The organism is Campylobacter sp. 107, assembly GCF_002383835.1.
GTDB classification, from domain to species: Bacteria; Campylobacterota; Campylobacteria; order Campylobacterales; family Campylobacteraceae; genus Campylobacter_D; species Campylobacter_D jejuni.
In genome coordinates this window covers 131,917-149,493 of record NZ_NXBA01000027.1, presented here as the reverse complement: position 1 = coordinate 149,493, position 17,577 = coordinate 131,917, and the positions used below count along the sequence as shown (strand labels likewise).

Genomic DNA, 17,577 nt, shown 5'->3' with positions numbered 1-17,577 from the left:
ACTTACTGTACTAGAAATAATAGCTGATTCATTAGCAATTTCAACATTATCTTTAGTAGTTTGATCAATTTGAGCTACACTATCATTGATTTGAGTGATACCTGCAGTTTGTTCTTTAATACTTTCTGCCATATCATTGATAGATTGAACAAGTAAATTAGTATTAGCTTCAATTTCTGATAAAGACTTTTGAGTTCTTTCAGCTAACTTTCTAACTTCATCAGCTACCACTGCAAAGCCTCTACCATGTTCTCCAGCACGAGCTGCTTCAATAGCTGCATTTAAAGCTAAAAGATTGATTTGATCTGCAATATCACCTATAATACCTGTAACATTTTTAATCTCTTCAGATTGAGTGATAACATCACTAGTTTTAACTGAAACATTTTGCATAGAAGAAGTGATCTCTTCTAAAGCTGCTGCAGTTTCTTCTAAAGATTGAGCTTGAGAATTTGAAGAAGTGGTTAAGCTTTGAACAGCAGTTTGTAATTTTCCACTTTCATTAGCTAAAGCATTAGCAAAGTCTGAACTTTGTTTTAGCATTTTAACTATTTCATCACCTAAAGCATTAGTAGTTAATTCTACACTACCGCTAGCATTTTCTAATTTATTTCTAAAGTCTAAGCTTTTGTATTCTTCAAAAATTTTATGAATAGCATTCATATCAGAACCTACTCTAGCTTGTAAAACATCTAATAGTCTATTTAAGACATTTTTTAATTCTATTAACTGAGGATTTCTAGGATTAGCAGTAATTCTTGCTGTTAGATTACCATTTTCTACAACTGATACGGTTTGAACTGATTCTTTAACGGCTTGATTGTCTTGTTCTAAACCTCTTTTAGTAGCAAGAATGTTTTCATTGATAATTTTACCCATTTTGCCCAATTCATCATTAGCTTTAATTTCAATTGTCTGAACTTCTATTTTTTCATGATTTAAAAAGCGAAAGAAATTTTCCAAAGACTTAAGTATAAGAGGAATTCTAGAGCCTATGATTTTTCTTATAAAGAAGTACACAACAGCCAAAATAGCAATTAGTGCTATTATAGCAACACTAATAATAATATATTGTAGTTTATATAAAGGGGCTAAAACTGATTTTTTAGGAGCTGTTACAATTACACTCCAATGACTAGAATTACCTAAAGTGCTAAATGAAGAGATACTAGCATAACTAAGATCTCCTGTTGAGGCAATATAATTATCTAAGATTTCATCTTTATGGTTTTTAACTGCCTCAACAATTAATTGAGCAGATTGATCTTTGTTAATATCAAATAAAGTTTTTAAAATTGCATTTTTATTTTTATGAATAGCAATAATACCCTGATCGTTCATTAAGAATCTTAGATCCCCTTCAAAAAAGTCGAATTTTGGATCCAATATAGTCTCGGAAATTTCTAGTAAATCTATAGTATATCCTATAACTCCAATAAATTTGCCCTTATTGTTAAAAATAGGCATACCGAAATTTATACCTAAAAATTCATTATTATCATAATTAAGTTTTCTAGGAGAACCTACAAAAACAGAGTCTTTATCTCCATATTTTGCATTTTGTTCGATATTTTGTATTAGATTTAATTGAGAGAAATTGTTTGGAGTTGAAATAGTAGTTATTCCACCAGATTTTTCTGCTATTTGATCAAAAAATATCATAGAAAAAGTTTTTCCATCTGGGCTAATATATTTTTTATCTACATTCTGCATATCACTTAATACAGTAGTATCTTTTAAATAGAGAAATGTATATGCTGCATAGTGACTACTATCAAAAGTATTTTTTATAAGACTTTCAATTAAATCGATATCTACATGATCATTATTTTGAAACATTTCATTTAACGATGTAGCAACTCCTTTGGTTAGTGTGACTTCTTCATTTAAAATACCTTGTATATAATTCACATATCTTTTTGAAGATAATAAAATAGTATCTTTGGCTTCTTTTTCTGAATATGAAGCAACTTGAAAAGAAACAATAGCAATCATAAGAGCTATAGCTACAATAACACTAATAGCAACTGATAATAAGAGTTTTGAACTAACGCTCGATAGTCTAAACATGAAAAACCTCACATAAATTTTTTACTAAAAATAAAGTTCGTTAGCATATCAAAAAAAAATAAAATTAATATAAAATTATTTTTTATAGATGTTTTAAAACTATTTAACAATATCAAATACATTTTAAGGTGTGATAAAATTCAGGATTATTAAAAGTTGGAGGAAAAGGAACGCTAGCTCTAAATTCTTTATAGGTATTACCCGGGAGTGTGTCTATGATTTCTATAGTATAAGAAACACTTGTATTTTGCATTTTAGCGTTACGGATATTTTTATCATTGAAAATTTCACCTCCTACTTGTTGTTGGTTTAATATGCTAAGTATCAAATAGCATTTTTTGATTTCAAATTTAGTAAGATTTTGAACTTTTCCGTTTACTATAACGCTTTCATGTCTTAGATCTCTTGTATAGGTTAGTTTGCTAAGATCGGCTTGAGTGGTGAATTGATTGATTGTCAGAAAAATAGAATATATCAAAAGTGCGGTAAAAATAGTAGCTATGGTATAAGAAATCAAAGCCATTTCTTTTTGTTTGACTTTTAGAAAGATTAAAATACAAATCAAGGCAAAGCAAATAAGTAAAATGATAAAAACTATAATATGAAAAATTGTAAAATGCATTAAAAACACTCCGAAACTAAGCGTATGGTATAGTTATTTTCATAGTTAAAATTTTCAAAAGCAATTCTTTGAAATTGGGTTGCGTTTTTCTTTAGATCTTTAATTTCTCTACTTTTTTGTCTAAAAGGGATAAATTTCTTTTTATATTCTTCTATGATATTATCATTAGGTATTTTATCTGCAAAAATTTTAGCTGTAATTTTACATTCTTTAAAATTATTTTTTGAATTATTTGTAATGTTAAAATCAACAATTAAATCATTTGAGCTTTGTATCATTTTTTGATCTGTAATAGCGATTTTTCGAGTTCTTACTTCATTGTCTATTAGTTTATACCCATAGATATAAACTAAAAAACAAATAATAATATCAAATGCAATAATAAAAAGTGCTGCTATAGGTCTATGGCGTAAAAATACGCAAAGAAGTAAAACACAAGTGAAGAGAAAAAAAACTAATAAAATCAGCATATAATCTACTAAATATAAATGAGTAGTGTAAAAAAGCACAATTTCTCTTAGTTTCTCCACTTGCGTATCCTTTTAGTTTATGTTGGCAGAACTTTGCTTTTTAGCATCTTTGGTATCAACCCAAATGTTTGGCACTGCTCCACCTGGAGTTAAGAAAATTTTAGCATCTTGATTGACTTTTAAGGCTTCATTAAATTCTTTTTGAGTTTCAATTTGCTTTAAATTTAATAAAGGAGTGTTTAGGCTGTTTGCGATTTCTTTATTAGAATAAGCTTGCGCATCTGCTTCTATTTTAACAGCCATAGCTTTACCTTTGGCGCTGATTATGGTTGCGTTTGCTTCCCCTTCAGCTAAGGCAGCTTTTTTTAAGGCTTCTTGATTAGCTCTTTCTACTTCATATTTGGTTCTTTCAGCTTCTTGTTTTGCAATTTGTACGCGTTCGATTTGTTCTTTTACTTTTGAAGGTAAAATAATTTCTCTAAGTTGTACAGCGCGAAGTTCTACAGGTTCATTTGGTTGAGCTTCTATGGTTTTTCTTATACCTTCTTCTATTTGAGTGGCTATTGTATTACGATTAGTAGGAAGTTCTTCGGCTGTATATTTTCCTACAACACTTCGCACTACATCACGAACAACTGGATCGATAATTTTATTTTCCCAATTTAAGCTCCAAGTAGCTATAGTTTGAGGAACTTGCAGAGGATTTAAGCGGTATTGTACTGTAACATCAATAGATACAGGCAATCCACGAGAGTCAAGCACAGAAATACTATTTTTATTAATAACACCTGAACCTGAAGATAAATTTTCATTACTTCCCTCTATAGAAGCATAGTTGATTTGTCTTACTCTAGTATCGATTATGGTTATTTTTTGTATAAAAGGTAAGAAAAAGTGAAGTCCTGGTTCTAGTGGATTTGGGTCATATTTACCTGTTGTTGATTTAATTCCCATTTCCCCAGAATTTATTACCGTAAAAGGTTTTGCAACGATTAAAAATAAGATAATAATAATCACCCCATAAACAAATGGAGAGAATTTCCCAAAACCTTTAAAATTAAATTCTGGTGCTTTGAAATTGAAATTTTGACGGTTGTTGTTTCCGTTATTGTTAGAATTTCTATTTTTTTTATTGAAATAATCATTTAAATCAGCTGGCATTTATTTCCTTTTTAAATATAAGTTAGCATAGATGCGTATTTTTCATTGCGTCCATAAACTACATTAAAATAAGCATCTTGAAGTTTTTTGGTTACAGGTCCTCTTAAACCATTTCCTATTATTCTTGCATCAATATTGTTAATAGGTGTGATTTCAGCGGCTGTTCCGGTAAAAAATGCTTCATCAGCAGTATAAACTTCATCTCTTGAAATTCTTTGGCGAAGCACAGTGATACCAAGATCATGAGCTATTTTAAGCACTGTATTTTGAGTAATGCTTTTTAAAGAAAAATCATTTGGAGGTGTGATTAAAACCCCGTCTTTTACAATAAAGAAACATTCTCCTGTTCCTTCTGCGATAAAACCTTCTTCATCAAGCATTAAAGCTTCTTCATAGCCTGCTTCAATAGCTTCAAATTTTGCAATTTGAGAGTTAAGATAATTTGCACTTGCTTTAGCTTTTCCCATGCATGACTTAACACTATTTCTTGCAAAAGACGAAATTTTTACTTTTATGCCTTTTTCTAAACCTTCTTCTCCAAGGTAAGCACCCCATTCCCAAGCTGCAATTCCAACTCTTACAGGAGCTTTTATATGATAAAGCCCCATAACTCCATCGCCTAAGAAAATCAAAGGGCGGATATAGACATTGCTTTTAAAGTTGTTTGCTTTTAAGAGTTCAATTTGTGCATTTTCAAGCTCTTTTTGAGAAAAAGGACAATTTAAAAGAGTAATTTTTGCAGACTCTAAAAGTCTTTTGGTGTGATCTTCAAGTCTGAAAATTGCTAAGCCTTTATCTGTTTTATAGGCTCTAGTTCCTTCAAAAACAGCATTGCCATAATGCAAAGAATGGGTTAAAAAGTGCAAAGTTGCATCTTTAAAATCAACTAATTTTCCATCCATCCAAATTTTATCTGCTGAGATCATTTTTTACCTTTTATAGTTGTTTATTTCTTAAAAAATATTATTTTAAGAATAAATCGGGATTTTATCAAAAATATACTAACAATAAGCTTTTATTAAATTAAGGTTTTTTGTTAAAAAAAATATTAGGTATTTTTTGAAATAATTATGAAAAATTATCGTTAAAAAGGAGAAATTATGCCATTAGTAAATATTAAATTAGCAAAGCCGTCTTTAAGCAAGGAACAAAAAGCGGAGCTTATAGCTGATATTACCAAACTTTTAAGCACGAAATATAATAAAAGTAAAGAAAGAGTTGTGGTGGTTTTAGAAGATGTAGAAAATTATGACATAGGCTTTGGCGGAGAAAGCGTTGAAGCTATCAAAGCAAAGGCAATTAAATGAGTTTAAACATAGGAGATAAAGCACCTCAGTTTGAGCTTTTAAATCAAGATGGGGTAAAAATAGCATTAAAAGATTTTATTGGCAAAAAGGTGATTTTGTATTTTTATCCAAAAGATAATACTCCAGGTTGCACTACAGAGGCTTGTGATTTTAGTTTAAATTATGATAAATTTGGTGGTAAAAATGCAGTGATTATTGGTATCAGTCCTGATAGCGTGGCAAGTCATGAAAAATTTATCTCTAAATTTGATTTAAAACATATTTTACTTAGCGATAGTGAAAAAGAAGTTGCTAAAGCTTATGGAGCTTGGGGGCTTAAAAAAAATTACGGAAAAGAATACGAAGGTCTTATTCGCTCTACTTTTGTTATTGATGAAATAGGTAAGATTGCTCAAATTTATAGTAATGTTCGTGTAAAAGATCATGCTTTAAAAGTGCTTGAAAGTCTTTAATGTTAGTGCATATTTGTTGCAGTGTGGATAGTCATTATTTTATTGAAGAACTTAGAAAGACTTATCCTGATGAAAAAATTATAGGATACTTTTATGATCCAAATATCCATCCCTTAAGCGAATACGAACTAAGATTTTTAGATGTAAAAAGATCTTGTGATAAACTTGGTATTAAGCTTTATAAAGGTGAGTATGAGTATGAAAAATGGCTTAATGCTGTGCGTGGTTATGAAGATGAGCCTGAAAAGGGTGCAAGGTGTGAAATTTGCTTTGATGTAAGAATGGGATCTAGTGTTAAATTTGCTGCTAAAATAGGAGAAAAAAAGCTTACTACTACGCTTTTAACCAGCCCTAAAAAAGATTTAGAACAGTTAAAAAATGCTTTACAAAAAGAATGTGAGCCTTATGGAGTAGAGTTTTTAGCTCCTGATTTTCGTAAAAATGGCGGTACTCAAAGACAGTTTGCTTTAGCAAAAAAGGAAATGCTTTATCATCAAAACTATTGCGGCTGCATTTATGGGCTTAAAAAACAAAAACAAGATAAGAATTTTATTGATGAATTAATGTCTCCTGTAAATAAGCAAATTTTACCTGCAAGTATAGAAGCAAGAATAGCTCTTTATAAAAAAGTAGTTTTATGGGAAAAAAAATGTATAAAATTTGAAATTTTAAGAGAGAAATTTTTAAATTATCGTCTTTTAAGTGCTTTGATAAAATTAGATAAAAAGCCCGTTAAATCTCATATTTTATTTTATTCGCATTTTAAAAATGCTTATACAAGATTTTCTTTGGATGAGGAAAATTTAAAACAAAATTTAAAAGAAGGCTTTTATAGAAGTACTAAAGATGAAATAGTTTTAGTGGAATTTTGGCGTTTTAATGCATTTTTTAAAAACAAATGGAAAAATTTTGAAGATTTTTTAAAAAAACCTTTAAGTGTTCAAGCAGAAATTAAATGGCGTAATAAATTGTTTGGAACTTATAATCTTAGTCCTATTATCATCCTCGAAAATATTTTACCTTCAAGATATGAAGTGATAGCAAAAAGTGAAATTTATCATGATAATCAAGAGGTGCTTGTAAAAATTTAAGAAATTTATTAAGAAAAACTTTTTTTGTTAATATAATTTTTAATGATTTTTTTATATAATAAAATTTTTAATTGTTTTCAAGGTTAATTTAATAATGATAGATGTAATGCAAATTCAAGAAATCTTACCACACCGTTATCCTTTTTTACTGGTAGATAAAATTACAGAATTAAAAGTTAAAGAAGTGGTGCTAGGATATAAAAACATCAGTATAAGTGATCATGTTTTTATGGGACATTTTCCAGGGCATCCTATTTATCCTGGAGTTTTGATTTTAGAAGGTATGGCTCAAACAGGTGGAGTTTTAGCTTTTGAAAGTATGGAAGATAAAGTGGATCCAAAAAGTAAAGTAGTTTATTTCACAGGCATAGATGGAGCAAAATTTAGAAATCCTGTGCGTCCTGGAGATAGGCTTGATTATGAAATGAGCGTGGTTAAAAATCGTGGTAATATGTGGATTTTTAAAGGGCAAGCTTTTGTAGATGGAAATTTAGTTGCAGAGGCCGAGCTTAAAGCTATGATAGTGGATAAATAATGAAAAAAATTCATCCAAGTGCGGTGATTGAAGAGGGTGCACAACTTGGTGACGATGTTGTAGTAGAAGCTTATGCTTATGTAAGCAAAGATGCTAAAATAGGTAATAATGTTGTCATCAAACAAGGTGCTCGAATTCTTTCAGATACAACTATAGGTGATCATTCTCGTGTATTTTCTTATGCTATAGTAGGCGATATTCCTCAGGACATATCTTATAAAGAAGAGCAAAAAAGCGGTGTTGTTATAGGGAAAAATGCAACTATTAGAGAATTTGCAACGATAAATTCAGGTACAGCTAAAGGAGATGGTTTTACTCGTATAGGCGATAATGCTTTTATTATGGCTTATTGTCATATTGCTCATGATTGTCTTTTAGGTAATAATATTATTTTAGCTAATAATGCAACTTTGGCAGGACATGTAGAGCTTGGAGATTTTACGGTTGTAGGCGGGCTTACACCTATTCATCAATTTGTCAAAGTAGGTGAGGGTTGTATGATAGCAGGAGCAAGTGCACTTTCTCAGGATATAGTACCGTTTTGTTTAGCAGAAGGAAATCGTGCAAGTATTAGAAGTTTAAATTTAGTAGGTACTCGTCGTCGTTTTGATAAAGATGAAGTAGATAGACTTAGTAGAGCTTTTAAAACTTTATTTAGACAAGGAGATTTAAAAGAAAATGCTAAAAATTTGCTTGAAAATCAAGAAAGTGAAAATGTTAAAAAAATGTGCCATTTTATATTAGAAACAAAGCGTGGAATTCCTGTCTATAGGGGTAAAAATAATGCCTAGAAAATGTAGTTTTTGCAATGAAGTGGAGAATCCACAAAGAAGAATTTTAGCAAATGAAAATGATGATGCTTTTATTTGTGAATATTGCGTTGAAGGTGCTTATAGTATTATTTATGGAGAAGAAAAAGAATTTAAAGAACCTAAACAAAGTCATAATACAGAATTTAAAGATATCACTCCAAAAGAATTAAAAGCTTATTTAGATCGTTATGTCATAGGACAAGATAGAGCTAAAAAAGTTTTTAGTGTTGGAGTATACAATCATTATAAAAGACTTTTTAAAGCTGAACTTCAAGATGATGATACAGAGCTTTTTAAGTCAAATATTTTACTTGTTGGGCCAACAGGAAGTGGAAAAACTTTATTGGCGCAAACTTTAGCTAAATTTTTAGATGTACCTATAGCAATTTGTGATGCAACTTCTTTAACTGAAGCAGGATATGTAGGTGAGGATGTAGAAAATATTTTAACACGTCTTTTACAAGCTGCAGATGGAGATGTGCAAAGAGCTCAAAAAGGTATAGTTTTTATTGATGAGATTGATAAAATTGCCAGAATGAGTGAAAATCGTTCTATTACTCGTGATGTAAGTGGAGAGGGTGTGCAACAAGCTTTACTTAAGATTATCGAAGGAAGTTTGGTAAATATTCCACCAAAGGGGGGGAGAAAACATCCAAATCAAGAGTTTATACAAATTGACACTTCAAATATTTTATTTGTTTGTGGTGGAGCTTTTGATGGTTTGGAAACTATCTTAAAAAGAAAACTTGGAGATAAAGTTGTAGGTTTTTTTGATGATACAAAAGAAGAAAATAAAGCTTTACTTGAGAAAATTGAACCTGATGATTTGGTTCATTTTGGTTTGATTCCTGAGCTTATAGGTCGTTTGCATGTGATTGCATCTTTAAATGAGCTTAATGAAGAAGATATGGTAAGAATTTTAACTGAACCTAAAAATGCCATTATTAAGCAATATCAAAAGCTTTTTGCTATTGATGGGGTAAATTTAAAATTTGAAGAAGATGCTCTAAGAGCTATCGCACAGCTTGCATTGGAGAGAAAAACAGGGGCTAGGGGGCTTAGAAGTATTATAGAAGAAATGATGGTAGATTTAATGTTTGAGTTACCAGAGTATAAAAACTATGATATTGTAATAACCAAAGAAGTTGTTAAAGACAATGCAAAGGCATTATTAATAAAAAGAAAAATAAGTTAAAAAGGATAGAAATGATATTAGATCAACTTATAGGATTTTTTTCTAGTGATATGGGGATTGATTTAGGAACAGCTAATACGCTAGTTTTGGTAAAAGATAAGGGTATAGTGATAAATGAGCCTTCTGTTGTGGCAGTTGAAAGAGAAAGGTATGGTTCCAAAGCAAAAATTTTAGCCGTAGGTAAAGAAGCTAAAGATATGGTGGGAAAAACCCCAGGTAACATCGAAGCTATTCGTCCTATGAAAGATGGCGTGATTGCAGATTTTGATATGACTGAAAAAATGATCCGCTATTTTATAGAAAAAACACATCGTAGAAAAAGTTTTTTACGCCCTAGAATTATTATTTCTGTTCCTTATGGTTTAACTCAAGTAGAAAGAAAAGCGGTAAGAGAAAGTGCTTTAAGTGCAGGTGCAAGAGAGGTATTTTTGATCGAAGAGCCTATGGCAGCAGCTATTGGTGCAAGTTTACCTATACAAGAACCTAAAGGAAATTTGGTAGTAGATATAGGGGGTGGAACTACTGAGATTGGAGTGATTTCTTTGGGTGGGCTTGTGATTTCAAAGTCTATTCGTACGGCTGGAGATAAGCTTGATATGAGTATAGTTAATTATGTAAAAGAAAAATACAATCTTATCATAGGTGAAAGAACAGGCGAAGAGATCAAAATCACTATAGGTTCAGCAATACAACTTCCAAAAGAACTTTCTATGGTGGTAAAAGGACGCGATCAAGTAAGTGGACTTTTAAGTCGTATTGAACTTACAAGTGAAGATGTAAGAGAAGCAATGCGTGAGTATTTAAAAGAAATTGCTGATGCTTTAAAAATGGTTCTTGAAATGATGCCGCCTGATTTAGCAAGTGATATAGTAGAAAATGGTGTAGTTTTAACAGGTGGTGGAGCATTGATTCGTGGTTTTGATAAATACTTAAGTGAAATTGTACGTTTGCCAGTTTATATCGCAGATGAACCGCTTTTAGCTGTAGCAAAAGGAACGGGTAAAGCTTTAGAGGAAATTTCATTATTGCAACAATTAACCAATGAAGAATAAGATTTTTTATGTTCTTGTCTTGGCCTTTTTGGTTTTTATATCTTTTTATTATGGAGGACTTATCAAGCAAAATGTTCTCCGTGTTAATGATTTTGTTATAGGTAATTTTTATAATATTAAAGATTATTTGGGAAAAAAAATTTCAGAACACTTTAATCAAGCAAATCAAATTCAGCAACTAAAAGCTAGAAATAAAGAATTAGAAGATATTGCTGTAAAGGTAACTAGTTTTGCAAATCAATTAAATCGTATTTTAGAGGATCAAAATTCTACAAAATATTTACCTCAAGTTTCTTTAACTAGAGTTATTTCTTACGTTCAATTGAATGATTATAAAAAATTATGGTTAGATTGGAGCAAAATTCCAGTTGGTAAAAATCGTGGTTTAATATATCAAGGATATACTGCAGGTATAGCTATTAATAAAAATGGTAGAGCAATGGCTCTCTTACAAGGTGATGATCAGTGTGTTTTTTCTGTTTATATAGGAAAATCCAAAGCTCCAGGTTTAATCCAAGGTGAAGATGGCAGGATTGTGGTTAAATTTATTCCAAAATGGGCAAAAATTAATACCGGAGATGAAATTTTAACAAGTGGACTTGATAATATTTTCTTTTCAGATATACCTGTTGGTATTGTGAATAGAGTTAATGATGAAGATATGTATCAAAGTGTAGAAGTAAAGCCATATGTTAAGATTAGTATTCCTGCTTATTTATATGTGGTAGATAATTTATAAGTCAAGGACTAGACTTTTTAAAAATTTTCTATATTTTTGCTAATTATTATAACTTTGTTTAATGCTAAAAATTTTGTTAAATTATCAAATAAACGTTTATAATTGAATGAGAATTTTATAAAAAATCTTAAATTTCTTTATGTATTATTTCCTAGATTAAAAGCAGAGTGTTTATTTTTTAAAATTATATCGATAATTTCAAAGTTTATAAAACTAATTTTTGTTATAATCAGCCCAAATTTATGCTCTTAGGAAAATTTATGCCAAAACGAACAGATATTAAAAGCATTTTACTTATAGGAAGTGGTCCTATTGTGATAGGACAAGCTTGTGAATTTGATTATTCTGGAACTCAAGCCGCAAAGACTTTAAAAGAATTAGGATATCGTGTAGTATTAATCAACTCAAATCCTGCAACCATCATGACAGATCCCGAATTTGCAGATGCGACTTATATAGAACCCATAACAAAAGAAAGTATTTTAAGTATTATTAAAAAAGAAAAAATTGATGCAATTTTGCCAACTATGGGTGGACAAGTAGCGTTAAATGTTGCTATGGAAGTTTATGAAAGCGGACTTTTAGGAGATGTGAAATTTTTAGGCGCAAATCCTGAGGCGATTAAAAAAGGCGAAGATCGTCAGGTTTTTAAAGAATGTATGAAAAAAATTGGCATGGATTTGCCAAAATCGATGTATGCGTATAATTATGACGAAGCTTTAAAAGCCGTAGATGAAATCGGCTTTCCTTTGATGATCCGTGCTTCTTATACTTTAGGGGGTGCTGGAAGTGGCGTGGTTTACAATATGGACGAATTTAAAGAACTTGCCAATACTGCTTTAGCTTTATCACCTATTCATGAAATTTTGATTGAAGAAAGTTTGTTAGGTTGGAAAGAATATGAAATGGAAGTTATACGCGATAGAGCGGATAATTGTATCATAGTTTGTAGCATAGAAAATATCGATCCTATGGGAGTTCATACAGGAGATAGTATTACAATAGCTCCAGCATTAACTTTGACGGATAAAGAATATCAAGTTATGCGTAATGCTTCTTTTGCTATTTTGCGTGAAATTGGTGTAGATACAGGCGGAAGTAATGTGCAATTTGCTATCAACCCAAAAAATGGAAGAATGATAGTTATAGAAATGAATCCAAGAGTTTCAAGATCAAGTGCTTTAGCTTCTAAGGCAACGGGTTATCCTATAGCAAAGGTTGCGACACTTTTGGCAGTAGGTTTTAGCTTAGATGAGATTAAAAATGATATTACAGGAACTCCTGCATCTTTCGAGCCTGTGATTGATTATATTGTAACAAAAATTCCTCGCTTTACCTTTGAAAAATTTCCAGGAGCAAATACAACTTTAGGTACAGCTATGAAAAGTGTGGGTGAGGTAATGGCTATAGGACGCACTTTTAAAGAAAGTATACAAAAAGCACTTTGTTCGCTTGAGCGTTCTTTAAGTGGTTTTGATAGGGTAAAATTTGAAGATAGAAATGATCTTGTTTTTAAAATTCGCAATGCCAATGAAAAGCGTTTACTTTATGTTGCTCAAGCTTTTAGGGAAGGTTTTAGCGTAGAAGAACTTTATGAGCTTTGTAAAATAGATCCTTGGTTTTTAACACAGATTAAAGAAATTGTAGATTTTGAAGAACAAATTGATATGGATATTTTAAACAATAAGGCTCTTTTGAGAAAAGCAAAAACTATGGGCTTTTCAGATAAAATGATAGCCTTGCTTGTAAATTTGAAAGATAATTTAGAATTAAGCCAAAATGATATTTATTATGCAAGAATGAAGCAAAAAATCATCGCAGAATTTAGTGAAGTGGATACTTGTGCGGGTGAATTTGAAGCCTTAACTCCTTATCTTTATTCAAGTATCAATGTAAGCGAACTCACTCAAAGTAAAAACGATGCTAAGGATAAAAAAGAAAAAAAAGTGATGATTATAGGTGGGGGGCCAAACCGTATAGGACAAGGTATAGAATTTGACTATGCTTGCGTACATGCTTCTTTTGCGCTTAAAGATATGGGTATTAAAACTATTATGTATAATTGTAATCCTGAAACCGTTTCGACTGACTATGATACAAGTGATATTTTGTATTTCGAGCCTATTGATTTCGAACATTTAAGAGCGGTGATTGAGCGTGAAAAACCTGATGGAGTGATTGTGCATTTTGGTGGACAAACTCCTTTGAAATTTGCTAAGCGTTTAAGTGCTTTTGGAGCTAGGATTATAGGTACTAGCGCAAGAGTAATTGATATGGCAGAAGATAGAAAGAAATTTGCCGAATTTATTACAAAGCTAGGTATCAATCAGCCAAAAAATTCTACTGCAACAAGCGTAGAAGAAGCGGTTCTTAAGGCTAGTGATATAGGGTATCCTGTGCTTGTAAGACCAAGTTATGTTTTAGGTGGGCGTGCGATGCGCGTGGTAAATGATGAGGCTGAACTTAGACTCTATATGCAAGAAGCTGTGGATGTAAGCGATAAAAGCCCTGTTTTGATCGATCAGTTTTTAGACAATGCTACAGAAATTGATGTTGATGCGATTTGTGATGGCAAAGATGTTTATGTTGCAGGAATTATGGAGCACATAGAAGAAGCAGGAATTCATTCAGGTGACAGTGCTTGTTCTTTGCCGCCTTGCAATATCGATGAAAAAATGCAAGAATTTATTGCACAAAAAACCGCAGATATTGCTTTAAATTTGGGAGTTGTAGGGCTTTTAAATATACAATTTGCTTTACATAATAATGAGCTTTATATGATAGAGGTAAATCCTAGAGCTAGTCGTACCGTACCTTTTGTTAGTAAAGCTACGGGTATTCCTTTAGCAAAAGTGGCAACGCGTGTGATGTGGCAAGGAAATTTAAAAGAAGCTTTAAAATTTTATGATACTTTTAAAGTGGTTAATTTTGATACTAAAATTTTACGCCCTAAAACTCCAAAATATATGAGCGTGAAAGAAGCAGTATTTCCATTTGCAAAACTTAGTGGAAGTGATTTAGAATTAGGTCCTGAAATGCGTTCAACGGGTGAAGTTATGGGTATAAGCAAGGATTTTGCAAATTCTTATGCGAAAAGTCAAATTGCATCGTTTAATCATCTTCCAGAGCAAGGCGTGGTATTTATCTCCTTAAAAGATAAGGATAAAAAATATACCAAAAAAATCGCTGCAGAATATGTAAAGCTTGGCTTTAAGCTTATGGCAACAGGGGGAACTTGCAAGGAAATTTTAGAAAGTGGTTTTGAGTGCGAACTTGTACATAAAATTTCAGAAGGACGCCCCAATGTTGAAGATAAATTGAAAAATGGGGAAATTCACTTAGTTATCAATACAAGTGATAGTCACAGTTTTAAAGGCGATACGAAAAAAATTCGTGAAAATATTATTCGTTTTAAAATACCTTATTTTACAAATTTACGATCAGCTTTAGCAGGTGCAAAATCGATTAAAGCTATACAGAGTAAATCTTGCCTAGATGTAAAGAGTTTGCAAGAGTGGCTTAAATCTTGATTTATTTAGCTCAAACAGATACTACGGTAGGATTTTTAAGTAAAAATTTAGAAGAGATTAATGCTTTAAAAGGTAGAGATAAAAATCAGCCTTGCTTAATCACTTCTGCGAAATTTTGCGAGTTAAAAAGTTTAGCAAGAATTCCAAAATCTTTTAAAAATTTAGTACGTCGTTCTAAAAAAACAACTTTTATTTATCCCAATAATCAGGCCATTCGTATTGTGAAAGAGTGTAAACATGCGAATTTTTTAAGTAAAAATGGCTATTTTTATTCATCTTCGGCAAACAAGCATGGAAAAGAATTTGATGAAGAATGGGCTAGAAGTGTTGCTGATATAATACTTGATGAGAAATTTTTCGAAAATATCCCATCAAAAATATTAAAACTTTCAAAGAATAAAATGATAAAAATACGTTAATTAAAGAGCTTTTAAAATATCTTCAAAAGCAATACAAAATTGCTCTAGGCCATCACTTAATAAATCATTGCAAGCTTTTTCTCGTTCACTTTGAGAAATGATTTGATTAAGTTCTGTATAAATTTCAAAATTCATTAAAGGTTTTTTAAAATGCATTTTTCCTTTAAATGCCTCTATTGCATCAAGAGGAGCAGTATTAACAGAATTCTCAAAAAGAAGTTCTTTGATATAATAGTCTTTTGGCAGATCATCTCCTTTAACTCCGGTGCTTGCAAACAAGGCGCGAATATTAGGTTCATTTTTTGAGTAGATATTGTTATAAGCTAAATTTGCATTTAAAATTCCAATACGATTTTGCTCCTTAGCTTTAGGATTTAAAAGTCTATCAAAACGACTTACAAAAATACTTATAACAGCTTGTGGTGTTCTAGTGTTTTGTTCTTTTAAGGCTATATTGTTTTTTCTAAATTCGACTAAACCTGCATTTAAAGCTTCAAAACATTTTTGACTTTGTTCAAGAGAAAAAATTAAGGTAGCATTGACGCTAATACCATTTTTCATAAGTTCATACATTACTTCATAAGAAGCTTTTGTAGCTGGAATTTTAATCATTATATTTTCTTTGCCAATAGCACTATAAAGTCTTTTAGCTTCACCTAAACTAAGAGTTGTGTTATCATGAAGTCTTGGATCTATTTCAATACTTATAAATCCATCATTTTTTTGATAAAAAAGAGGAGCTAATTTATCAGCTGCTTTTTGAATATCAGAAATTGCTAATTCTTCATAAATATCTTTTGTTTTTTTTTCTTTTAATTTAAGAATTTTATCTTTATAAATTGGAGAATTTAAAATAGCATTTTTAAAAATAGCAGGATTTGAAGTAGCGCCATTAATTCCATGTGATAATAAATTTAAAAATTCATTATCTAAAAAACTATTTTCTATAAAATCACACCAAAGAGAAAAATTTTTCATTATATTACCTTTATTATTTCTTTTAAGTCTTTTATATCTATGCAAATATCAGCTTGAGAACGTAAAATTTCTTTAGCACAAAATGCAATCTTTAATCCACTTTCGTTAAACATTGCCAAATCATTTGCCCCATCGCCAACACACATCACTTCATCTGTTTTCAAATTTAAAAAGCTTTTTAATCGTTGTAGCATTAAGCCTTTTGAATTTGAAAACATCATTTCCCCACCAACTAGCCCTGTTAAAATGTCATTTTTATGATGCAGATAATTTGCAAAACCGAGGTTAATTCCAAGTTTTTGCATAGCAGGATTTATGCCTTCATGAAAACCACCGCTAAAAATAACAATTTGTATATTTTTAGATTTTAAATATTGGATAAGTTCATGTGCTCCACGCATTAGTGGAAGTGTGCTACTTAATTCTAAAACTTTTTTATAAGACATACCTTTTAAAAAGCTTACTCGTTTTTGAAGACTTTCGAAAAAATCAAGTTCTCCAGTCATAGCATGGCGGGTAATTTCGCTTGTTTGATTACCCTTGCCATGCGCTGTAGCTAAAATATCGATGGTTTCACCATCCATTAAAGTAGCATCAAAGTCAAAAACACAAAGTTTAATCATTAAAATTCGCGCTTAAGCAAAGCTTCTACTTTGAGTATAGTTAAGATATTTTCATCTCTTTTTCCTATACCATAAATCATACCTTTGTCTTTAACTAAAGTTTCAGGTGGTGGATCGATTCTGTTTCTGTGAATTTTAATTGCTTCAGTTAATCTATCTATAACAAAACCAGCATTTCCTCCAACTCCAGTTCCATTTGTCTCACCTCTTAAAACAATATATCTTGTTTGAGGTGTCATTTTAGAACTTCCTAAATGAAAGCGTTGAGCTAGATCAATGAGCGGCATAACATTACCACGCATATTAAAAACCCCTAGAACATAATCAGGTACACTAGGAACTCTAGTATATTCTATAGGTTTGATGATTTCTTGTATATTAAGAATTGGAATCGCATATTCCTCATCTCCAACTACAAAGCCAACAAGTTGGATGATATCATCTTCTCTTTGATCGACATCAGGACCAGCCATCTGAGTTTGCTGTTTTTGCAAAATTTGCTCTAATTTTTCATTACTCAT

Annotated in this window: 18 protein-coding genes; 10 read left to right on the top strand and 8 right to left on the bottom strand. The window is 31.0% G+C overall.

Annotated elements, in window-relative coordinates:
• The 5 genes from BGS40_RS05150 to ilvE all read right to left on the bottom strand — a co-directional run.
• The coding region (locus tag BGS40_RS05150) for a methyl-accepting chemotaxis protein (protein WP_096738461.1) at window positions 1-2,070 on the bottom strand (2,070 nt) is incomplete at its 3' end.
• 112 nt (window positions 2,071-2,182) lie between these two features.
• A complete protein-coding gene (locus BGS40_RS05145; RefSeq protein ID WP_002867731.1) occupies window positions 2,183-2,692 on the bottom strand; it encodes a DUF2393 family protein in 510 nt (169 codons plus the stop codon).
• On the bottom strand, window positions 2,692-3,222 hold the full coding sequence (locus BGS40_RS05140) for a DUF2393 domain-containing protein (RefSeq protein ID WP_002867732.1): 531 nt from the start codon (window positions 3,220-3,222) through the stop codon (window positions 2,692-2,694). The genes BGS40_RS05145 and BGS40_RS05140 overlap by 1 nt, the downstream gene beginning before the upstream one ends.
• 12 nt (window positions 3,223-3,234) lie before the next feature.
• Window positions 3,235-4,323, bottom strand: coding sequence for a prohibitin family protein (locus BGS40_RS05135; protein ID WP_087692076.1), 1,089 nt, complete (start codon window positions 4,321-4,323; stop codon window positions 3,235-3,237).
• Window positions 4,324-4,334: 11 nt separating this feature from the next.
• Entirely contained in the window at window positions 4,335-5,249 is a 915-nt protein-coding gene (gene ilvE, locus BGS40_RS05130; RefSeq protein WP_002826902.1) for a branched-chain-amino-acid transaminase, read from the bottom strand.
• Window positions 5,250-5,423: 174 nt separating this feature from the next.
• On the opposite strand from ilvE, the gene BGS40_RS05125 reads away from it, so the two are divergent.
• From BGS40_RS05125 to BGS40_RS05080, 10 genes are all read left to right on the top strand, one after another.
• A complete protein-coding gene (locus tag BGS40_RS05125) occupies window positions 5,424-5,630 on the top strand; it encodes a 4-oxalocrotonate tautomerase family protein (RefSeq protein WP_002826901.1) in 207 nt (68 codons plus the stop codon).
• Complete coding sequence (gene bcp / locus BGS40_RS05120) at window positions 5,627-6,082, top strand: thioredoxin-dependent thiol peroxidase (RefSeq protein ID WP_002869710.1); 456 nt, start codon at window positions 5,627-5,629, stop codon at window positions 6,080-6,082. The genes BGS40_RS05125 and bcp overlap by 4 nt, the downstream gene beginning before the upstream one ends.
• Window positions 6,082-7,173, top strand: coding sequence for an epoxyqueuosine reductase QueH (locus BGS40_RS05115; RefSeq protein WP_096738460.1), 1,092 nt, complete (start codon window positions 6,082-6,084; stop codon window positions 7,171-7,173). The genes bcp and BGS40_RS05115 overlap by 1 nt, the downstream gene beginning before the upstream one ends.
• A gap of 94 nt (window positions 7,174-7,267) precedes the next feature.
• Window positions 7,268-7,708, top strand: coding sequence for a 3-hydroxyacyl-ACP dehydratase FabZ (gene fabZ, locus BGS40_RS05110; protein ID WP_002857452.1), 441 nt, complete (start codon window positions 7,268-7,270; stop codon window positions 7,706-7,708).
• Window positions 7,708-8,499 carry an acyl-ACP--UDP-N-acetylglucosamine O-acyltransferase gene (lpxA, locus tag BGS40_RS05105; protein ID WP_002859836.1) on the top strand — a complete coding sequence of 264 codons (792 nt, stop codon included), beginning with the start codon at window positions 7,708-7,710 and terminating at the stop codon, window positions 8,497-8,499. The genes fabZ and lpxA overlap by 1 nt, the downstream gene beginning before the upstream one ends.
• A complete protein-coding gene (gene clpX, locus BGS40_RS05100) occupies window positions 8,492-9,715 on the top strand; it encodes an ATP-dependent Clp protease ATP-binding subunit ClpX (RefSeq protein ID WP_044261124.1) in 1,224 nt (407 codons plus the stop codon). Before lpxA ends, clpX begins: the two co-directional genes overlap by 8 nt.
• An 11-nt stretch (window positions 9,716-9,726) precedes the next feature.
• Complete coding sequence (locus BGS40_RS05095) at window positions 9,727-10,767, top strand: rod shape-determining protein (protein WP_002857495.1); 1,041 nt, start codon at window positions 9,727-9,729, stop codon at window positions 10,765-10,767.
• Window positions 10,757-11,506, top strand: a complete 750-nt coding sequence (gene mreC / locus BGS40_RS05090; RefSeq protein ID WP_002859838.1) for a rod shape-determining protein MreC — start codon at window positions 10,757-10,759, stop codon at window positions 11,504-11,506. The genes BGS40_RS05095 and mreC overlap by 11 nt, the downstream gene beginning before the upstream one ends.
• 260 nt (window positions 11,507-11,766) lie before the next feature.
• Window positions 11,767-15,036, top strand: a complete 3,270-nt coding sequence (carB, locus tag BGS40_RS05085) for a carbamoyl-phosphate synthase large subunit (RefSeq protein ID WP_096738459.1) — start codon at window positions 11,767-11,769, stop codon at window positions 15,034-15,036.
• Entirely contained in the window at window positions 15,033-15,455 is a 423-nt protein-coding gene (locus tag BGS40_RS05080; protein WP_002851686.1) for a hypothetical protein, read from the top strand. Before carB ends, BGS40_RS05080 begins: the two co-directional genes overlap by 4 nt.
• Here BGS40_RS05080 and BGS40_RS05075 read toward each other — a convergent pair whose 3' ends face one another.
• Genes BGS40_RS05075 through BGS40_RS05065 form a run of 3 tightly spaced genes read right to left on the bottom strand, consistent with a single transcriptional unit; the run spans window position 15,456 to window position 17,577 of the window.
• Window positions 15,456-16,433 (bottom strand): transaldolase, encoded by a 978-nt coding sequence (locus BGS40_RS05075; protein ID WP_002851728.1) that lies wholly within the window; start codon window positions 16,431-16,433, stop codon window positions 15,456-15,458.
• Window positions 16,433-17,056, bottom strand: coding sequence for a phosphoserine phosphatase SerB (gene serB / locus BGS40_RS05070; protein ID WP_002851598.1), 624 nt, complete (start codon window positions 17,054-17,056; stop codon window positions 16,433-16,435). The genes BGS40_RS05075 and serB overlap by 1 nt, the downstream gene beginning before the upstream one ends.
• Window positions 17,056-17,577, bottom strand: a complete 522-nt coding sequence (locus BGS40_RS05065) for a chemotaxis protein CheW (protein WP_002826355.1) — start codon at window positions 17,575-17,577, stop codon at window positions 17,056-17,058. The genes serB and BGS40_RS05065 overlap by 1 nt, the downstream gene beginning before the upstream one ends.

Excerpts from the sequence above, each read along its gene's own strand:
- BGS40_RS05145 (WP_002867731.1), bottom strand. The coding sequence starts at position 2,692 with ATGCATTTTACAATTTTTCATATTATAGTTTTTATCATTTTACTTATT.
- BGS40_RS05135 (WP_087692076.1), bottom strand. The coding sequence starts at position 4,323 with ATGCCAGCTGATTTAAATGATTATTTCAATAAAAAAAATAGAAATTCT.
- ilvE (WP_002826902.1), bottom strand. The coding sequence starts at position 5,249 with ATGATCTCAGCAGATAAAATTTGGATGGATGGAAAATTAGTTGATTTT.
- BGS40_RS05125 (WP_002826901.1), top strand. The coding sequence starts at position 5,424 with ATGCCATTAGTAAATATTAAATTAGCAAAGCCGTCTTTAAGCAAGGAA.
- bcp (WP_002869710.1), top strand. The coding sequence starts at position 5,627 with ATGAGTTTAAACATAGGAGATAAAGCACCTCAGTTTGAGCTTTTAAAT.
- BGS40_RS05115 (WP_096738460.1), top strand. The coding sequence starts at position 6,082 with ATGTTAGTGCATATTTGTTGCAGTGTGGATAGTCATTATTTTATTGAA.
- fabZ (WP_002857452.1), top strand. The coding sequence starts at position 7,268 with ATGATAGATGTAATGCAAATTCAAGAAATCTTACCACACCGTTATCCT.
- lpxA (WP_002859836.1), top strand. The coding sequence starts at position 7,708 with ATGAAAAAAATTCATCCAAGTGCGGTGATTGAAGAGGGTGCACAACTT.
- clpX (WP_044261124.1), top strand. The coding sequence starts at position 8,492 with ATGCCTAGAAAATGTAGTTTTTGCAATGAAGTGGAGAATCCACAAAGA.
- BGS40_RS05095 (WP_002857495.1), top strand. The coding sequence starts at position 9,727 with ATGATATTAGATCAACTTATAGGATTTTTTTCTAGTGATATGGGGATT.
- mreC (WP_002859838.1), top strand. The coding sequence starts at position 10,757 with ATGAAGAATAAGATTTTTTATGTTCTTGTCTTGGCCTTTTTGGTTTTT.
- carB (WP_096738459.1), top strand. The coding sequence starts at position 11,767 with ATGCCAAAACGAACAGATATTAAAAGCATTTTACTTATAGGAAGTGGT.
- BGS40_RS05075 (WP_002851728.1), bottom strand. The coding sequence starts at position 16,433 with ATGAAAAATTTTTCTCTTTGGTGTGATTTTATAGAAAATAGTTTTTTA.
- serB (WP_002851598.1), bottom strand. The coding sequence starts at position 17,056 with ATGATTAAACTTTGTGTTTTTGACTTTGATGCTACTTTAATGGATGGT.
- BGS40_RS05065 (WP_002826355.1), bottom strand. The coding sequence starts at position 17,577 with ATGAGTAATGAAAAATTAGAGCAAATTTTGCAAAAACAGCAAACTCAG.